This window comes from Luteococcus sp. H101 (assembly GCF_038433155.1).
Taxonomy (GTDB): Bacteria; Actinomycetota; Actinomycetes; order Propionibacteriales; family Propionibacteriaceae; genus Luteococcus.
On sequence record NZ_JBCDMW010000029.1, the window covers coordinates 106,482 to 122,474 of the forward strand.

The following is a 15,993-nucleotide window of genomic DNA, read 5'->3' on the forward strand; positions in this document are numbered from 1 at the left end:
GACTCAGTCCCCGAGCCGGAGTGGTGGAATTGGCAGACACGCAGGATTTAGGTTCCTGTACCGCGAGGTGTGAGGGTTCAAGTCCCTTCTCCGGCACCAAACCAACCAACGTCACCAGAGCAGGTCAGACGCCCAGTTCCCGGCGGAGCTTGGCGACGTGACCGGTGGCCTTGACGTTGTACTGGGCCACCTCGATGGTGCCCCGCCCTTCGGCGCCGACGTCGATCACGAAGGTGGAGCGGATCACGCCCTCGATCTCCTTGCCGTACATCATCTTCTTGCCGAAGGCGGCGTAGGCCTGCAGCACCTCGCGCTCGGGATCGGCCAGCAGCCGGACCGCCAGCTCCTCCTTCTCCCGGAACTTGGCCAGTTTGGCCACCGAGTCCGGGCTGATCCCCAGCACCTGGTAGCCGGCGGCGCACAGCTCGTTCAGCGACGCGGTGAAGTCGACGGCCTGCACGGTGCAGCCAGGGGTCATCGCGGCCGGGTAGAAGTACAGGATCACCTTCTTGCCGGCGAAGTCGGCCAGGCTGACCCGCTGGTCATCGGCGTCGGGCAGGGTGAAGGCGGGCGCGGGGGAGCCCGGCGTGAGGCGCTCGGTCATGGGCCTCAGCGTAGCCACGGTTCGCCCACAGCGCACAGCTCCCAACGGGTGGGAAGCGCACACCCGCCGTCGGGTGGGCATAGTCTGGTACGTGAACTTCGGGTCCGCGCCAACCAGCGCGCCACCAGGGCCCGTCGCCCGTAGTGCCAGACAGGAGAACCCCATGGCTGACAAGAAGACCGATCCCCGTTCGGCGAAGCAGATCCAGGCCGACATCGCCGCGGCGCGCGCCCGGATGAGTGCCAATGTGGAGGGCCTGGTCACCGAGGTGCACCCCAAGGCGGTCAAGCAGCGCAGCGTCGACGAGGCCAAGGCCTTCGTGATGAACGAGGTGGACTACGCCAAGAGCACCGCCAAGAATGCCGTCAAGGATGACGACGGTTGGCGCACGGACCGGATCAGCCTGGGCAGCGGTGCCGCCGCCGTCGCGCTGGTGGCCCTGCTCACGGTGCGCGCCATTGTGCGCAAGGTCACCAAGAAGGGCAAGCGCAAGTGAATTGATCGTCCGGCCCGCGTGGCCGGACGATGCAGTCAGGGGCGGCCACCCAAACCGGTGGCCGCCCCTGTTGTGTGCCCGGCCGCAACCGCAGGCCGGCTGCCGTTCACGGCGCCATTGGACGTGGCGAGACCCGGGCTCGACAGGAATCCCTCAACCGCTGTCTTTCCACCTGGTCAGTTGCGGGTGGGCGGGGCGAATAATTGGAACCTGCCAATGCCTTTTGACTAGGGATTTCTCTGCTAGCGAAAGGGGCCGATTGTCTTGAAGTGAAGAGACAAGGCGGCGGTCTATAACGGTTTCGTGGCAATGCGTGGATTGGTTACGGGGAAGGGTGTTGCAACGGATACTCTTCTGCCGCAGACCCCGTACTCCCGGGGCCCACAAAGAAGTGAGGATCCACCCATGTCAACCACCAAGAAGGCGCAGCGCTTCGCCGTTGCCGGTCTGTCCATCGCCGCCGTCCTGGCCACCGCCGCCTGCGGTGGCGGAGACTCCAAGTCGGGCGAGTCCGCCGCGGCCCTGAACTGGGACCAGAAGGGTCCGATCACCTTCGTCCAGGGCAAGGACAACAACAACCTGGTCCAGCCGCTGCTGGACCAGTGGAACAAGGAGCACCCGAACGAGAAGGTGACCTTCGTCCAGCTCTCCGCCTCGGCCGACGAGCAGCGGCAGAAGATGGTGGACAATGCCAACACCAAGGGCGCCTCCAACTACGACGTGCTCTACCTGGACATCGTGTGGACCGCCGAGTTCGCCGCCAAGCAGTGGGTGCACGAGCTGCCCAAGGACATGTTCCCCACCGACGGCATGCTGAAGCCCGCCGTCGACGGTGCCACCTACTTCAACAAGCTCTACGCCTACCCGACCAGCTCGGACGGCGCCATGCTCTACTACCGCAAGGATCTGCTGGATAAGGCCGGTATCAAGGAGGCCCCGAAGACCTGGGCCGACATGAAGGCCGCCTGCACCAAGGTCAAGGCACTTCCCGAGGGGAAGGGCCTGGACTGCTACGGCGGCCAGTTCCAGAAGTACGAGGGCATGACCTGCAATGTCACCGAGATCGTCAACTCTTCCGGTGGCGAGTTCCTCGACAAGGACGGCAAGCCGCAGGTGAACTCCGAGGCCTCGCTCAAGGGCGTGCAGTGGCTGCAGGACTCCTTCAAGGACGGCACCATCCCCAAGGCCGCCACCACCTGGATGGAGGAGCCGTCGCGTGAGGCCTTCCAGCAGGGCAAGCTGGTCTTCCTGCGCCAGTGGCCCTACATCTACTCCCTGATGCAGAAGTCCGACGGCAGCTCCAAGGTGAACGACAAGTTCGGCATCGCCCCGCTGCCCGGCCTGGACGGCCCCGGCGTGTCCACCCTGGGTGGCCACAACCTGGCCATCTCCAAGACCGCCAAGAACCTGGGTACCGCCCGGGACTTCATCAAGTGGTACGGCGAGGAGGCCCAGCAGAAGACCGCGGCGCAGAAGGCCACCCTGGCTCCCACCCGTGAGTCGCTGTACACCGACGCCGAGCTGGTCAAGCAGCTGCCCTACCTGCCGGTGCTGAAGGAGTCGATCGCGACCGCCAAGCCCCGCCCGCAGGTGGTGCAGTACAACGACGCCACCAAGGCCATCCAGGACGCCACCGCCAATGTGATCGCCGGCAAGGCACCCAAGGAGTCCTTCGAGGGGCTGCAGACCAAGCTCACCGAGCTGACCAAGAAGTAAGGCCTGACAGCATTGCTGCCCGGCACGGACCGCTCCAGGTGGTTCGTGCCGGGCTGCATGCCAACCGCTTGATTCCCAAAGGAGGGAAAAGATGGCAACCGCTGTCGAAACCACCGGGGCCTCCACCAAGAAGGTGAAGAAGAACGCCCTCAGCGACGGGCAGGGCACGCTCGCGTGGATCCTCGTCGCCCCCACCCTGGCCGTGATCCTGTTCGTGGTCGGCATCCCGATCGTGCTCAGCGTGATCGAGTCCTTCTACAAGACCAGCAATGGCATCGACCCCACCACCGGCATGGCCGAGACCGGCACAAAGTTCGTCGGCCTCGAGAACTACCTCAGCGCCCTGACCAGCAACTCCAATGCCGTCGACGGCGTCTTCGGCTCCATGGGTCGACTGCTGAATGCCTTCGTCAACAACATGTACTTCACCGTGATCTGCGTCTCGATCGAGACCATTCTCGGTGTCGCGATGGCGCTGATCATGGCCCGGGCCTTCAAGGGCACCGGCTTGGTGCGTGCCGCGATCCTGATTCCGTGGGCCATCCCCACCATCGTCTCCGCCAAGCTGTGGTCCGTGATCTTCGACACCAGTGGCGTGATGAACAAGGTCTTCGGCAAGCAGATCCTCTGGCTGGGTGACTCCGCGGCCTCGCAATGGGCCGTGATCATGGCCGACGTGTGGAAGACCGCCCCCTTCATCGGCCTGCTCACCCTGGCCGGCCTGCAGACCATCCCGGCCGAGGTCTACGAGGCGGCCAAGGTGGATGGCGCCACCGCCTGGCAGCAGTTCACCCGGATCACCCTGCCGATGGTCAAGCCCGCGCTGGTGGTGGCCGTGCTCTTCCGCACGCTGGACACCATGCGCATGTTCGACCTGCCCTACGGCTTGATCGGACCCAACAAGTACTCCGTCGAGACCCTGAGCATGTTCGCCTACCAGGAGGCCGTGAGCCAGCGCTACGGCCCGGCCGCCGCCTACTCGATCCTGCTCTTCCTGCTGATCTGTCTGGTCGCCTTCCTGTTCATCAAGTTCCTCGGAGCCGACGTCGTCGGCGACGACGAGTCCCGGGCCAGGAGTGATCAGCGCAAGCGGCTGCGCAAGCTGCACAAGCAGCAGGTGGCGCGCACCAAGGCCAACCAGACCATCACCAGTGGGGAGAGTGTGGTATGAGCACCATGAATCTCGCGGTCCCCGAGGGCCAGGAACTGCTCACCAAGCGTGAGCTGGAGACGCTGAACAAGCCCAAGAAGTCCGGTGCCCAACTGGCCGGCGGCATTGCGTCGCTGTTGGGCATCGCCTTCATCATCACCTACTGCATCCTGCCCTTCCTCTGGATGGTGATCACTTCCCTGCGGCTGCCGACGATGGGGCTGAGCACGGACTTCATCCCGAACCCGGTCTCGGTGGAGAACTACAGGATCGCCTTCAACGAGAAGAACAACTTCCTCACCTCGCTGGGCAACTCGGTGCTGATCGCCACCGTCACCACGGCCCTGACCCTGCTCTTCGGCATCGTCGCGGCCTACGCCCTGGCGCGGTTGCGGTTCACGGGCAAGGCGCTGGTGCTGGCCATCATCATCGGCTGCTCGATGTTCCCGGCCATCACCATCCTGGTGCCGCTGCTTAAGATGTTCACTGGCAACTACGACTGGCTGCCGATCAACTGGATGAACCAGTACCAGGCGGCGATCATCCCGTCGCTGTCCTTCGGTCTGCCGCTGTGTGTGTGGAACCTGACGGCCTTCTTCCGGCAGCTGCCCGTCGAGCTGGAGCAGGCGGCCATGGTGGACGGTTGCACGCCCACCACCGCCTTCCGCAAGATCATCCTGCCGTTGGCCGCGCCCGGCATTTTCACCACCATCATCCTGACCTTCATTGCCGTCTGGAATGAGTACATGTTCGCCATGACCTTCCTGGCCGACAAGGGCAAGATGACCGCCCCGGTGGCTCTGGCGGGCTTCCAGGGTGACGCCGCCTACAACATCCCCTATGGCGCCATCATGGCCGCTGGCGTGGTGGTGACGGTGCCGTTGCTGGCCATGGTGCTGATCTTCCAGCGCCGGATCGTCGCGGGCCTGACCGCCGGTGGCGTGAAGTGATGCGGTAGTACCAGGGCTCGTGCAAGACCGCGCGAGGGGCGTCGGGGAGTTCTCCCCGACGCCCCTCGTCGTGTTCGCATCGGGTCCCGTGGGCGCGATTTGTACGATCAGATCCACCCCGCGTATAGTTGGTCAACGCGCGCACCGCTAGCTCAACTGGCAGAGCAGCTGACTCTTAATCAGCGGGTTCAGGGTTCGAGTCCCTGGCGGTGTACCAACTCAGTAGGGCCCCGGTCGATTGGCCGGGGCCCTACTGCGTCTCCGGGGACGGCTCGCCGCCATCGAGGGAGGGGCCTCGACAAGCTCGTCCGCCGTGGTTGGGCCCTCGCATGGCCCAACCCACCTGCGTTCCGGATCTATCGGCGACGGCCAACCTCGTTCCCCGAACCTGTCGGGGGGGGGCTGCCACCACCTCATCTCGGATCCCGTCGGAGGCTGCCACCACCTCATCGCGGAACCCGTCGGGGGCTGCCACCACCTCATCTCGGATCCCGTCGGAGGCTGCCACCACCTCATCGCGGAACCCGTCGAGGGGTCCCGGACGAGCTGCTCCCACGCCCCGAGCCTGTCGAGGGGCCGGCCGCGTCTGCAACACCCCGATTTGCGCTGCAGCAGCCACGGGCGTAATGTTCCTTCTCGCGCGCACCGCTAGCTCAACTGGCAGAGCAGCTGACTCTTAATCAGCGGGTTCAGGGTTCGAGTCCCTGGCGGTGTACCAGACAGCAAGGCCCCGATCACTCGATCGGGGCCTTGCTGTGTCACCGGGGGAGCGCCGGGAATCCTCCTGTCCGACGGCACCACGGCCCAACTGCACACTGCGCAGCGGTTCCTGTCACTGTGCAGCCGTTCTAGCGGCTGCCCCTGGCATCAACGGCTGCGCAGTGGGCGCGGGACGCCGTCGGGACGGTGTGGTGGGGCAGGGATGCCGTCGGGACGGAGCGCCGGGAGGGATGGCGTCGGGACGGGTGTGGCGGGGCAGGGATACCGTCGGGGCCCTCGCGGGGTGTCAGCCGTCGAGCCGGGCCATTTCCTCGTCGGTGAGCTCCAGCTCCGCGGCCTTCGCGGAATCCGTGATCGACTCGGGCCGGCTGGCGCCGGGGATCGGGATGACGTGCTGGCTCTTGGCCAGCTCCCAGGCCAGCACCACCTGCTGCGGGCTGACACCATGCTCCCGCGCCACGTCGCCGAAGGCCTGGTAGCGCTGGCCCACCTCGGTGGCGCCCCCGGCGCAGCCGCCCAGCGGACTCCACGGCAGGAAGGCGATGCCGTGCTGGTCGCAGTGGGTCAGCTCGTCGGCGGAGCAACGGAACTTCGGGGAGAACTCGTTCTGGACGCTGACCAGCCCACCCTCGCCGAGCACCTGCTGGGCAACCTCAATCTCCTCCACATTGGCATTGGAGATGCCGACGGCCTTGATCAGCCCCTCCTGCTGGAAGTCCGCGAAGTGCTGCACCACCTCGCCGTAGACCTTCCAGCGGTCCGGGCGATGCCACTGGTAGAGATCGATGCAGTCCACCTCCAGGGCCCGCAGGGAGGCCTCCAGGGCCTTGCGGAGATACTCCTTGGAGCCGTCGCGGCCCCAGGTCTCCCCGTCGCCCCGGGTGATCCCGCCCTTGGTGGCCACGACGAGCTTCTCCCGCCCGCTGACCCCGCGCAGCGCCTTGGCCACGACGCATTCGTTGTGCCCCATCTGGTCCCACGACGGGGCGTAGATGTCGGCGGTGTCGAAGAAGGTGATTCCGGCGTCCAGGGCGGCGTGCACGGTGGCGACGGCCTGCTCCTCGCTGGGCTGGGGGTCGCGGGCCATGGACAGGGGCATGCAGCCCATCCCGATGGCGCTGACGGTGAAGGGTCCAAGCTGTCGAGTCTTCATGAGTCGACGCTACTGGCTTCGCCGGGCTCAGCCAATGCTGCGCATGATGCCGACGAGGGCCGTGCCGAGCCCGTCGAAGCCCACGTCCGGCGTCGGCGGCGAGGACGTCCGCGGCGCCACCGACGTGGGGTCCGAGCCATCGGGCTGACCCCACTCAGTGGGCGCGCACGGCCTCGATCCGCTGGCGGCGCAGCTCGTCGAGCTCCGGCATCGGCAGGGGCTCCAGGCTGCGGCCCAGGGCAAGCTCCAGCAGGTGATCGGCCAGCTCCGGATTGCGGGGGAGCAGCGGCCCGTGCGGATAGGTGGCATAGATCCAGCCGTCGCCCACCTGCTGCACCGCCCCCTCCACGCCGGACCCGTCGTTTCCGACGCCCACCTCGACGGTGGCCAACGGCTTGGCGCCCGGCCCCAGGGTCGTGTGCCCGCCATGGTTCTCGAAGCCCGTGATCAGGCTGACGGAGCCGTCCGGCCGGGTCCAGCGGTGCAGCACCTCGCCGACGGCCCGCACCGGGGCCCGACGGGTGTCCACATCCAGCAGACCCAGGCCGTCCACCACCTCGTCCCGATCCCCGACGGTCAAGGTGTTGCCGCAGATCTGGAAGCCGGCGCAGACCGCTAGCAGCACGCCACCCCGCTCCACCCCGCGGCGCAGACCGCCGTCGGCCTGCAGGGTTTTCAGAGCGCTGATCTGGGCCATGTCCTCGCCGCCGCCCAGGAAGTACAGGTCGGCGTCGTCGGGCAAGGGCTCACCGGGCTCGACGGTCACCAGTTCCGCGTCGATCCCACGCAGTTGCAGGCGCTTCAGCGCCACCTTGGCGTTGCCCTGGTCACCGTAGATGCCCAGCAGGCTCTGGTAGACGAGGACGATCTTGACGGGCTTGCGGTCCGGGTTCATGCGAGGCCTCCGAGCTTGCGCAGCTTCTGGAACGGGGTGTAGGTGCTGACCACGTCCAGCACCCCGTCGTGGGTCTGGCTGCTGATGGCGGTCATCAGGTCGTGCTGGATGCTGTGCTCGACATCGCCATAGGTCAGGCGCACCGCCAGATCATGGGCGCGCGGGCCGGTGCAGACGACGTGCTTGCCGCGCAGCTGCTCGAAGTCCACGTCCCACAACCAGCTCACGTCGCGGCCGTCGGCGGCGATCGCGTCGATTGCCAGCACCACCGGGTCGGTGGAGACCAGGGCCAGGCTCTCCGCCCAACCGGCCGGATTCTTGGCCAGCAGCAGCCGGGCCTGCACGCCGTCAAAGGTGCCGACGGCGAACCGGCCGGCGGGGGAGGAGACCGTGGTCATGCCCCGCAACGCCACCTGGGGTTCGACGCCCATCACCCGGGCCGCGGCCAGGGCACAGGCGGCATTGGCCCGGTTGAACCGGCCGGGGACATTCAGTTCCAGCTGCCAGACGGTGCCGTCTGCCTCGACCACGGTCTCCCCGTCCACCCGGTAGTCGGCCTTGGGCTGGGTGAGATCGCAGCCGGTGCAGGTCCAGGAGCCGCCGCCGACGATCTGGCCGTCGCTGCGGGCCAGCACGGCACCACAGGCCGGGCACAGGGCCGCGTCCTGGGTCCAACCGGCCCCGGTGTCCACCCAGATGGTCTTGTGCGCGGGCTGGGCGGACCAGACCACCAGCGGGTCATTGGCATTGGCCACCACCACGGGCCCTTGCACCCCGGCGGCCTCCAGCGCGACCCGCCAGGCCCAGCCCAGGGACTTGATCTCATGGTTGCGGTCCATCTGGTCCCGGCTGAAGTTCAGCATCACCAGCACCTCGGGGTGGCCCAGCCGGATCACGTCGGGGACGACGCGCTCGTCGGTCTCCAGGCAGGCGATGGTGGCCTGGGGAGCCTCGCCCAGGGCGGAGGCGATCCCGGCGTGCAGGTTGGCGCCATCGGCATTGGTGACCACCACGCGTTCGCCATCGGGCAGGCTGGCCCGGATGGCGGCGGTCAGCAGGTGGGTGGAGGTGGTCTTGCCGTTGGTGCCGGTGACCACGGCGATCCGCCGGTTGCCCAGCAGCTTCCCCAGTGCCCGGGGATCAACCTTCATCATCACCTGACCCCGGATGGAGGCTCCCGAACCGCGTCCGGCAAGGCGGGATGCCAGGGCGGCGGCGCGGCCGGCGGTGGTTGCCAGGGCAAGCCGGGCGTCGGAGACGGACAGGTCCTTGAGGGCCGATGGCGTACGTGGCATGACCACCATTCTGGCACTACCCGGTGGGTCCCTGACCTGGCCTGCCCTGCATCCGTTGCGCATTGGCCCGGCATCCGGCTCCGACGACGTGGGCGGCACGGCTGGAGACACCGGCAAGCGAGGGCCGATGTGCAACATTCGCAGGGTGGCCCCGCAGGGGGGGCGGCCGGCACCAGCGGTGACCCGCACCAGGGGCAGTGTTCTGGGCGCCGTGGTGTACCAGGACGCGGATCTCGCCATTCGGTGAAATCCACCCGCAACCCACCTACCGTGTGGTTGGGTTTCCCCAGCAAGCCACCCCCCACTCGGAATGCCAAAGGAGACGCCGATGCTCGCCATCTGGGGCTATCTGATCGTCGTGCTGTTCATGGCGCTGATCATGACCAAGAAGGCCACGCCCTTCACCTCGCTGATCCTGGTGCCGCTGGTGATCGGGCTGCTCGCCGGGCTGGGCAGCAAGGTTGGCCCGTTCAGCCTGGCCGGCATCAAGGGCGTCGCGCCCACCGCGGTGATGCTGCTGTTCGCCATCCTCTACTTCGGGCTGATGATCACCGCCGGGCTCTTCGACCCGCTGGTGCGCTTCATCCTGCGAATCGTCAAGGGCGACCCGCTGAAGGTGCTGGTGGGCACGGCGATCCTGGCCTCGGTGGTCAGCGTCGACGGCGACGGCTCCACCACCACGATGATCGTCTGCTCCGCCATGATCCCCGTCTACAAGCGGCTGGGGATGAAGATGATGGACCTGGCCGTCGTCGTGATTCTGGCCAATTCCGTGATGAACCTGCTGCCCTGGGGTGGGCCGACGGCCCGGATCATCGCCGCGCTGCACCTGGACGAGGGCGCGCTGCTGCGCCGGATCCTGCCCGGGATGTTTTTGGCCATCGCCTGGGTGATCTGCGTGGCGTGGATCCGCGGCCTGCAGGAGCGCAAGCGGCTGGGCATCCGCGAGCTGGACGAGCATGACATTGCCGCCATGGATGCCACCGTGACCCATGAGGACGACGCCCTGCAGCGTCCCAAGATGCTGTGGCCCAACCTTGTCCTGACCATGGTGCTGATGCTGCTGCTGGTCTTCGGCGGGATGTACCATCTGCCCAAGATCCCGGCCGCGGTGCTGTTCGAGATCGGCTTCGCCGTCGCGCTGCTGTTGAACTACCGCAAGGTGAAGGATCAGCAACAGATCATCGAGATCCACGGCGCCAATGCCCTGCAGGTGATCATCATGGTGTTGGCTGCGGGTGTCTTCATGGGAATCCTGAACGAGTCCGGGATGAGCCAGGCCATCGGTGAGTCACTGGCGCGCTGGGTGCCCTCGTCGCTGGGTGGACAGTGGCCGCTGGTCACCGCCGTCGTCTCCGCCCCGGGCACCTTCCTGCTCAGCAACGACGCCTTCTACCTGGGGGTGCTGCCGATCCTGGCCCAGACCGGCCAGCAGTACGGCTTCAGCGCGATGGACATCGGCGTGGCCTCCACGGTGGGGCAGGCCTTCCACCTCCTGAGCCCGCTGGTGGGCTTCATCTACCTACTGCTGAACCTGACCGGGGTGGACATGGGTGCCTGGCAGCGACAGGCCGGCAAGTGGGCCTGCGGCACCTTCCTGATCTTCCTGGTCAGCATGTACCTCTTCGGCGGGGTTCCCCTGTGAGGTGAGTCTGGTTGTCCGGAGGCTTGGCGCTCGGGTTCGGCCTTCCCGCGATGGATGAATCCGACGCGGGATGGCGGAACCCGAGCGGCGGTTGCGGCGAGCCCGGATGTCAGCGCCGGTGGGTAGGCTCACTGGCATGGCTATCACTGACAACGGACCCAACCCGAATGCCTTCGACATCGAGACCGAGACCAAGGCCAACCAGAACTACCGGACCGTGGCCTGGAGCGGCAAGTACCTGCAGGTCACGCTGATGAGCATCCCCGTCGGCAAGGACATCGGCCTGGAGGTGCACCCGGAGACCGACCAGTTCCTGCGGCTGGATGCCGGACAAGGCCTGGTGCAGATGGGCCCCTCGAAGGACCAGCTGGACTTCGAGCAGCAGGTCACCGACGGGTGGAGCGTGCAGGTCCCGGCCGGGGTCTGGCACAACATCACCAATACCGGCGACGAGCCGATGCAGGTCTACGCCATCTACGCCCCGGTGCACCATGCGGCCGGCGTCGTGCACGAGACCTTCGAGGCCGCCGAGGCCGAGGAGGAGGCCGGCAACGACGAGCCGCCGAGTTGGAGCGTGCAGCCCGAGGGAGGCGAGGAGGACCAGAAGGCCTGACCGGCCGCCGACCGGCTGACCAGAACAGATGCAGGACGGGGGGTCCAACGCAACTATTGCGTTGGACCCCCGTCGTGCATCTGTTCTCAGCAGAGCAGTGGGGGAGGGGGCCGGACCCGGGCGTCCGCTCTGGGGACCTCGGCGTTATGGTGGAGCCAAGCTTGGCCGGGGACTCTCGGTGGGGCCCCGGCTCCACGACGAGCAGGGAGCCCGAATGGCCATCCAGCAAGCCCAACCGGCCCCGCTTGCCCGCGCAGCCGCCGGGCACGACGGGGGATTGTCCAATGCCGCCGCCAAGGTGGTGATGGCGCTCACCGGGGTGGTCTTCGGACTGTTCGTGCTGGTGCACATGATCGGCAACCTCAAGCTCTACATGGGCCCCGACGAGTTCAACGGCTATGCCCACTGGCTGCGGGCCGCCTTCCATCCCGTCCTTCCCCACGAAGGCCTGCTCTGGATTCTGCGCGTCGCGCTGCTGGCCTGTCTGCTGGCCCACCTGTACTGCGGATGGCTCGTGCGCAGCCGCGGCCGCACAGCCCGTGGATCCGTGCGACGCAAGGGAATGCGGGCCTCGACGTGGATGGCTCGCAGCATGCCGCTCACCGGCGTGATCCTGCTCGGCTTCCTGGTCTTCCACCTGCTGGACCTGACCATCGGCACCACTCCGGTGGCCCCCGACGCCTTCCGGGGCCCGACGATGGACGCCTCCTTCGCCTACACCAACGTGGTTGCCTCCTTCTCCCGATGGCCCGTGGCGCTGGTCTATGGACTGACGATGCTGGCGCTGTGCGCCCACCTGGCGCACGGGTTGGTCAGCGTCGTGCTGGACCTGGGGGCGACGCCCGGCCCCAAGGCGGTGCGCACCGTGAGCGCCGTGGCCCTGGCCATCGGCCTGCTGGTGGCGCTGGGCAACCTGACCATCCCCGTCGCCGTGCTGACAGGAGTCGTGAAATGACCATCCTCGACATCCCACGCGCCGAACTGCCGCTCGAGGGACACGCGCCCGACGGCGATCCCGCCACGGCCTGGCACCGCGCCAAGCTGGGATATCGCCAGGTCAGCCCGCTGAACCGACGCAAGTTCACCGTCGCGGTGGTGGGCACCGGTCTGGCCGGGGCCTCCTGCGCCGCCGCGTTGGGGGAGTTGGGTTACCGGGTGGTTGCCTACACCTTCCACGACGCGGCCCGCCGCGCCCACTCCGTCGCTGCGCAGGGCGGTATCAACGCCGCCCGCGGCCGCAAGGTGGACGGCGACTCGCTGGACCGCTTCGTCAAGGACACCGTCAAGGGCGGCGACTTCCGCGCCCGGGAGGCAGACGTCTTCCGGCTCGCCGAGGAATCCGTGCGGGTGATCGACCACATGGATGCCATCGGGGCACCCTTCGCCCGCGAGTACGGCGGTCAGCTGCGCACCCGCTCCTTCGGTGGCGTGCAGGTCAGCCGCACCTACTACACCCGCGGCCAGACCGGCCAGCAGCTGCAGGTGGCCGCCGCCCGCGCGCTGCAACGGCAGGTGGCGGCCGGCACCGTGGACCTGCGCACCCACCGCGAGGTGCTGGACCTGGTGGTCACCGACGGTCGCGTCCGCGGCGTCGTCGCCCGGGACCTGCACACCGGCGCCCTCGAGACCCAGGCCGCGCACGCCGTCGTCCTGGCGACGGGTGGCTACGGCAAGGCCTTCTTCCATTCGACGCTGGCGCACAACTCCAATGTGAGCGCCGCCTGGCGGGCCCACCGTCGCGGGGCACTGTTCGCGTCGCCGTCCTACCTGCAGTTCCACCCCACCGCGCTGCCGGTCAGCTCCCAGTGGCAGTCCAAGACGACGCTGATGAGCGAGTCGCTGCGCAATGACGGCCGGATCTGGGTGCCGAAGAAGGCCGGCGACGACCGGCCGGCCAATGACATCCCGGAAGAGGAACGCGACTACTACCTGGAGCGCAAGTACCCCGCCTACGGCAACCTGGCGCCGCGCGACATCTCCTCGCGTGCTGCCCGGGAGCAGATCGAAGCGGGCCACGGCGTCGGACCGCTGAAGAACAGCGTCTACCTGGACTTCCGCGACGCGATCCAGCGTCTAGGGCAGAAGACCATCGAGCAGCGCTACGGGAACCTGTTCGAGATGTATGCCGACTGCACCGGCGAGGACCCGTACACGGTGCCGATGCGGATCGCGCCCGGAGCGCACTTCTCCATGGGCGGCCTGTGGAGTGACTATGACATGCAGACCTCCATCGAGGGCCTGTTCGTCGGCGGTGAGGCGGGTTGGGGCTACCACGGTGCCAACCGGCTGGGCGCCAACTCCCTGCTCAGCGCCTGTGTCGACGGGATGTTCACCCTGCCGCACACCATTCCCAACTACCTGGCCGGACACCTCAACGAACCGCTGCTGGCCGACGACGACCCGGCAGTGACACAGACCGTCGCGGAGGCCACCGGCCGGCTGGAGGCGCTGCTGGCCGTCGGAGGCAAGACCGGCTCCGACCGCTTCCACCGCGAACTGGGGGAGATCCTCTACCGAGGCTGCGGCGTGGCGCGCAGCAAGCAGGGGCTGGCCCAGGCGATCGAGGAGATCCGGGATCTGCGGAGCCGCTTCTGGAGCGACCTGCGGGTGCCTGGCACCGGGCACGAACTCAACCAGGAACTCGAGAGGGCCGGCCGGGTGGCCGACTACCTGGAGCTCGCGGAGCTGATGTGCGTCGACGCCTATGACCGCGACGAGTCCTGCGGCGCCCACTTCCGCGTCGACCACCAGACGCCTGACGGCGAGGCCTTGCGCGACGACGAGAACTGGTGCTTCGTCTCCGCCTGGGAACACACGCCCGGAGCGCTGAGGCAGCCCGGGATGCCGGTGCGCCACCACGAACCGCTCAGCTTCACCGCTGTGCCACTGCAGACGAGGAACTACCAATGAGGATCACGCTCGAGGTGTGGCGCCAGCCCAATGCCATGGCGCCCGGAGGTTTCGTCACCTATGTGGTGGACGATGCGACACCGGAGATGTCCATGCCGGAACTGCTCGACCGGCTCAACGACCAGATCGTCGAGGCCGGGGGAGAGCCGGTGGCCTTCGAGAGCGACTGCCGGGAGGGGATCTGCGGCTGCTGCGGCATCACCGTCGACGACCGCCCGCACGGCCCCGTCGCCAACACCCCCACCTGCCAGCAACACCTGCGCAACTTCCGCGACGGGGACACCGTGCGCCTGGAGCCATTCCGTTCCGCCGCCTTCCCGGTGGTGAAGGACCTGGTGGTGGACCGGTCGGCGCTGGACGTGGTGGTGCAGGGCGGCGGCTTCGTCAGCGTCGACACCGGCACGGCGCCCGACGCGGAGAGCCGCCCGATCGGCTTCCGGGAGGCGGAGCAGGCGCTGGACTTCGCCGCCTGCATCGGCTGCGGGGCGTGCGTCGCAGCCTGCCCGAACGGTGCTGCGCACCTGTTCAGCGGGGCCCTGCTGACGCACTTCTCGACCCTGCCGCAGGGCAAGCCGGAACGTTCCAAACGGGCCCGGGGTGTGGTGGCGGCGGTGGAGCAGAACTTTGGCCCGTGCTCCACCTACGGCGAGTGCGTCGAGGTCTGCCCGGCCGGGATCCCGCTGTCCGCCGTCGCGGCGGTGAACAAGGAGATGGTGCGCGCCGCCTGGCGTCGTGGCCGGGACGACTGATTCTGGGTTCAGCGGTAGAAGTCTCGCACCCAGGCCGCGTCGTCGGGCACCAGGCTGGCGTCCAGCGGGCGGGGTGCGGGGCCGCCGGGGGCGGGCAGGGCGACGATCACGGTCCACTCATTGGTTGGGCCGTCCACCAGGCCCGGCAGGTCGTGCAGGGCCTCCCGCTCTAACCGTTCGGTGACGTGTGAGTCGACGCACAACTGCTGGCCGTTGGGGGTGGCGTCGATGACCGCGGCCAGGCAGGCGCGCTTGTCGGCGACGCTGTCCGGCCCCTCGTAGGGGTCACTGAGCAGGACCACCTCGTCGGGCCAGGACAGCCCGGCGGCGACGATCCGGCCGTCGCGCCGGATCAGGAAGGAACGCTGTGGGTCGTAGCCGTCGGCCTCCGGGGCGTGGTCGTCGGCGAACAGCTGGTAGATCTGTTCCCGAGGTGCCGACGGCGACCAGGAAGCGTGCTGCGCCACGTAGTGGCTGGCCTCCAGCCAGCGCACCAGCTCCCGGTCCGCGTCGGTGATCGGGGCAGTGTTCCCGCGGTGCGCGGCGGCCCAGGTCCGCAGGTCCGGGCCCACTACCCGTCGCCACGGCGGCATCAGCTGCACCGCGACCGCGCCAAACCGACGAGCCAGGGCAAGGTCGTCGTGCTGGGTGGCGTCGATCTTCATCCGCAGCGGGACTGTGGAGGCCGCCAGCTGCGCCTCCACCAGCGCGAACTCGACGGGCGTGCCGCGCAGCCCGTCCGCGACGTGGTGCACAAAGACCCGACTGTCGGGGTGGAAGACATTGTCAACGGCGCGGCAGTGGCCCAGTACGTGCCGGAATCGTCAACGGCGACGAAGGCGCGACGGTTGTTGCCCGGCGCCCAGGCGTCCTCCACCAGCAGCGGGAAGGTCGCGGCCCAGCGCTCCCGATCAGCGACGGTGGCGGGGCGGATCAGGGGCGCCTGTGCTGGGTCCATGTCCTCATTGGAGGGTTAGCGGCAGAAATGTGTGTACAGCCTGACTGATTTCATTCGTGGCGGCTAGGGGTGATGGTGGTCTGAACATGCTCTGGGAGCATGTTCGGTGCAGGTTGCGAGGAATCACCCCCGGTGTGGT

At 67.8% G+C, this 15,993-nt stretch carries 14 protein-coding genes and 3 tRNA genes; 12 read left to right on the forward strand and 5 right to left on the reverse strand.

The window, feature by feature from the left end:
- The first annotated feature begins 14 nt into the window (after positions 1-14).
- Positions 15-99, forward strand: a tRNA-Leu gene (locus tag AAEX60_RS12520).
- 25 nt (positions 100-124) lie between these two features.
- On the opposite strand, the gene bcp is transcribed toward AAEX60_RS12520, so the two are convergent.
- Positions 125-604, reverse strand: a complete 480-nt coding sequence (gene bcp / locus AAEX60_RS12525; protein ID WP_342103898.1) for a thioredoxin-dependent thiol peroxidase — start codon at positions 602-604, stop codon at positions 125-127.
- A 163-nt stretch (positions 605-767) separates the two neighbouring features.
- Here bcp and AAEX60_RS12530 point away from each other — a divergent pair, with 163 nt between their 5' ends.
- From AAEX60_RS12530 to AAEX60_RS12555, 6 genes are all read left to right on the forward strand, one after another.
- On the forward strand, positions 768-1,100 hold the full coding sequence (locus tag AAEX60_RS12530) for a DUF3618 domain-containing protein (protein WP_342103899.1): 333 nt from the start codon (positions 768-770) through the stop codon (positions 1,098-1,100).
- Positions 1,101-1,505: 405 nt separating this feature from the next.
- Positions 1,506-2,816, forward strand: a complete 1,311-nt coding sequence (locus tag AAEX60_RS12535) for an ABC transporter substrate-binding protein (protein ID WP_342103900.1) — start codon at positions 1,506-1,508, stop codon at positions 2,814-2,816.
- A 91-nt stretch (positions 2,817-2,907) separates the two neighbouring features.
- Positions 2,908-3,987, forward strand: a complete 1,080-nt coding sequence (locus AAEX60_RS12540) for a carbohydrate ABC transporter permease (protein WP_342103901.1) — start codon at positions 2,908-2,910, stop codon at positions 3,985-3,987.
- Complete coding sequence (locus tag AAEX60_RS12545) at positions 3,984-4,916, forward strand: carbohydrate ABC transporter permease (protein ID WP_342103902.1); 933 nt, start codon at positions 3,984-3,986, stop codon at positions 4,914-4,916. Before AAEX60_RS12540 ends, AAEX60_RS12545 begins: the two co-directional genes overlap by 4 nt.
- Before the next feature lie 141 nt (positions 4,917-5,057).
- Positions 5,058-5,133, forward strand: a tRNA-Lys gene (locus tag AAEX60_RS12550).
- Between the two features lie 425 nt (positions 5,134-5,558).
- Positions 5,559-5,634 (forward strand) — tRNA-Lys (locus AAEX60_RS12555).
- A gap of 288 nt (positions 5,635-5,922) precedes the next feature.
- On the opposite strand, the gene AAEX60_RS12560 is transcribed toward AAEX60_RS12555, so the two are convergent.
- From AAEX60_RS12560 to AAEX60_RS12570, 3 genes are all read right to left on the reverse strand, one after another.
- Positions 5,923-6,789, reverse strand: coding sequence for an aldo/keto reductase (locus AAEX60_RS12560; RefSeq protein WP_342103903.1), 867 nt, complete (start codon positions 6,787-6,789; stop codon positions 5,923-5,925).
- A 154-nt stretch (positions 6,790-6,943) separates the two neighbouring features.
- Complete coding sequence (locus AAEX60_RS12565) at positions 6,944-7,684, reverse strand: type 1 glutamine amidotransferase (RefSeq protein WP_342103904.1); 741 nt, start codon at positions 7,682-7,684, stop codon at positions 6,944-6,946.
- Entirely contained in the window at positions 7,681-8,835 is a 1,155-nt protein-coding gene (locus AAEX60_RS12570) for a MurT ligase domain-containing protein (protein WP_342103913.1), read from the reverse strand. The genes AAEX60_RS12565 and AAEX60_RS12570 overlap by 4 nt, the downstream gene beginning before the upstream one ends.
- Positions 8,836-9,307: 472 nt before the next feature.
- On the opposite strand from AAEX60_RS12570, the gene AAEX60_RS12575 reads away from it, so the two are divergent.
- The 5 genes from AAEX60_RS12575 (at position 9,308) to AAEX60_RS12595 (ending at position 14,896) form a co-directional block, all read left to right on the forward strand.
- On the forward strand, positions 9,308-10,624 hold the full coding sequence (locus AAEX60_RS12575; protein WP_342103905.1) for a CitMHS family transporter: 1,317 nt from the start codon (positions 9,308-9,310) through the stop codon (positions 10,622-10,624).
- 136 nt (positions 10,625-10,760) lie between these two features.
- A complete protein-coding gene (locus AAEX60_RS12580) occupies positions 10,761-11,237 on the forward strand; it encodes a cupin domain-containing protein (RefSeq protein WP_342103906.1) in 477 nt (158 codons plus the stop codon).
- A gap of 214 nt (positions 11,238-11,451) precedes the next feature.
- Positions 11,452-12,192, forward strand: a complete 741-nt coding sequence (locus tag AAEX60_RS12585) for a succinate dehydrogenase cytochrome b subunit (protein WP_342103907.1) — start codon at positions 11,452-11,454, stop codon at positions 12,190-12,192.
- Positions 12,189-14,147 carry a fumarate reductase/succinate dehydrogenase flavoprotein subunit gene (locus tag AAEX60_RS12590; RefSeq protein ID WP_342103908.1) on the forward strand — a complete coding sequence of 653 codons (1,959 nt, stop codon included), beginning with the start codon at positions 12,189-12,191 and terminating at the stop codon, positions 14,145-14,147. Before AAEX60_RS12585 ends, AAEX60_RS12590 begins: the two co-directional genes overlap by 4 nt.
- A complete protein-coding gene (locus AAEX60_RS12595) occupies positions 14,144-14,896 on the forward strand; it encodes a succinate dehydrogenase/fumarate reductase iron-sulfur subunit (protein ID WP_342103909.1) in 753 nt (250 codons plus the stop codon). The genes AAEX60_RS12590 and AAEX60_RS12595 overlap by 4 nt, the downstream gene beginning before the upstream one ends.
- Before the next feature lie 8 nt (positions 14,897-14,904).
- On the opposite strand, the gene AAEX60_RS12600 is transcribed toward AAEX60_RS12595, so the two are convergent.
- Complete coding sequence (locus AAEX60_RS12600; protein ID WP_342103910.1) at positions 14,905-15,651, reverse strand: hypothetical protein; 747 nt, start codon at positions 15,649-15,651, stop codon at positions 14,905-14,907.
- Positions 15,652-15,993 lie beyond the last annotated feature (342 nt).

Excerpts from the sequence above, each read along its gene's own strand:
- AAEX60_RS12530 (WP_342103899.1), top strand. The coding sequence starts at position 768 with ATGGCTGACAAGAAGACCGATCCCCGTTCGGCGAAGCAGATCCAGGCC.
- bcp (WP_342103898.1), bottom strand. The coding sequence starts at position 604 with ATGACCGAGCGCCTCACGCCGGGCTCCCCCGCGCCCGCCTTCACCCTG.
- AAEX60_RS12565 (WP_342103904.1), bottom strand. The coding sequence starts at position 7,684 with ATGAACCCGGACCGCAAGCCCGTCAAGATCGTCCTCGTCTACCAGAGC.
- AAEX60_RS12585 (WP_342103907.1), top strand. The coding sequence starts at position 11,452 with ATGGCCATCCAGCAAGCCCAACCGGCCCCGCTTGCCCGCGCAGCCGCC.
- AAEX60_RS12540 (WP_342103901.1), top strand. The coding sequence starts at position 2,908 with ATGGCAACCGCTGTCGAAACCACCGGGGCCTCCACCAAGAAGGTGAAG.
- AAEX60_RS12545 (WP_342103902.1), top strand. The coding sequence starts at position 3,984 with ATGAGCACCATGAATCTCGCGGTCCCCGAGGGCCAGGAACTGCTCACC.
- AAEX60_RS12535 (WP_342103900.1), top strand. The coding sequence starts at position 1,506 with ATGTCAACCACCAAGAAGGCGCAGCGCTTCGCCGTTGCCGGTCTGTCC.
- AAEX60_RS12570 (WP_342103913.1), bottom strand. The coding sequence starts at position 8,835 with ATGAAGGTTGATCCCCGGGCACTGGGGAAGCTGCTGGGCAACCGGCGG.
- AAEX60_RS12595 (WP_342103909.1), top strand. The coding sequence starts at position 14,144 with ATGAGGATCACGCTCGAGGTGTGGCGCCAGCCCAATGCCATGGCGCCC.
- AAEX60_RS12560 (WP_342103903.1), bottom strand. The coding sequence starts at position 6,789 with ATGAAGACTCGACAGCTTGGACCCTTCACCGTCAGCGCCATCGGGATG.
- AAEX60_RS12590 (WP_342103908.1), top strand. The coding sequence starts at position 12,189 with ATGACCATCCTCGACATCCCACGCGCCGAACTGCCGCTCGAGGGACAC.
- AAEX60_RS12575 (WP_342103905.1), top strand. The coding sequence starts at position 9,308 with ATGCTCGCCATCTGGGGCTATCTGATCGTCGTGCTGTTCATGGCGCTG.
- AAEX60_RS12580 (WP_342103906.1), top strand. The coding sequence starts at position 10,761 with ATGGCTATCACTGACAACGGACCCAACCCGAATGCCTTCGACATCGAG.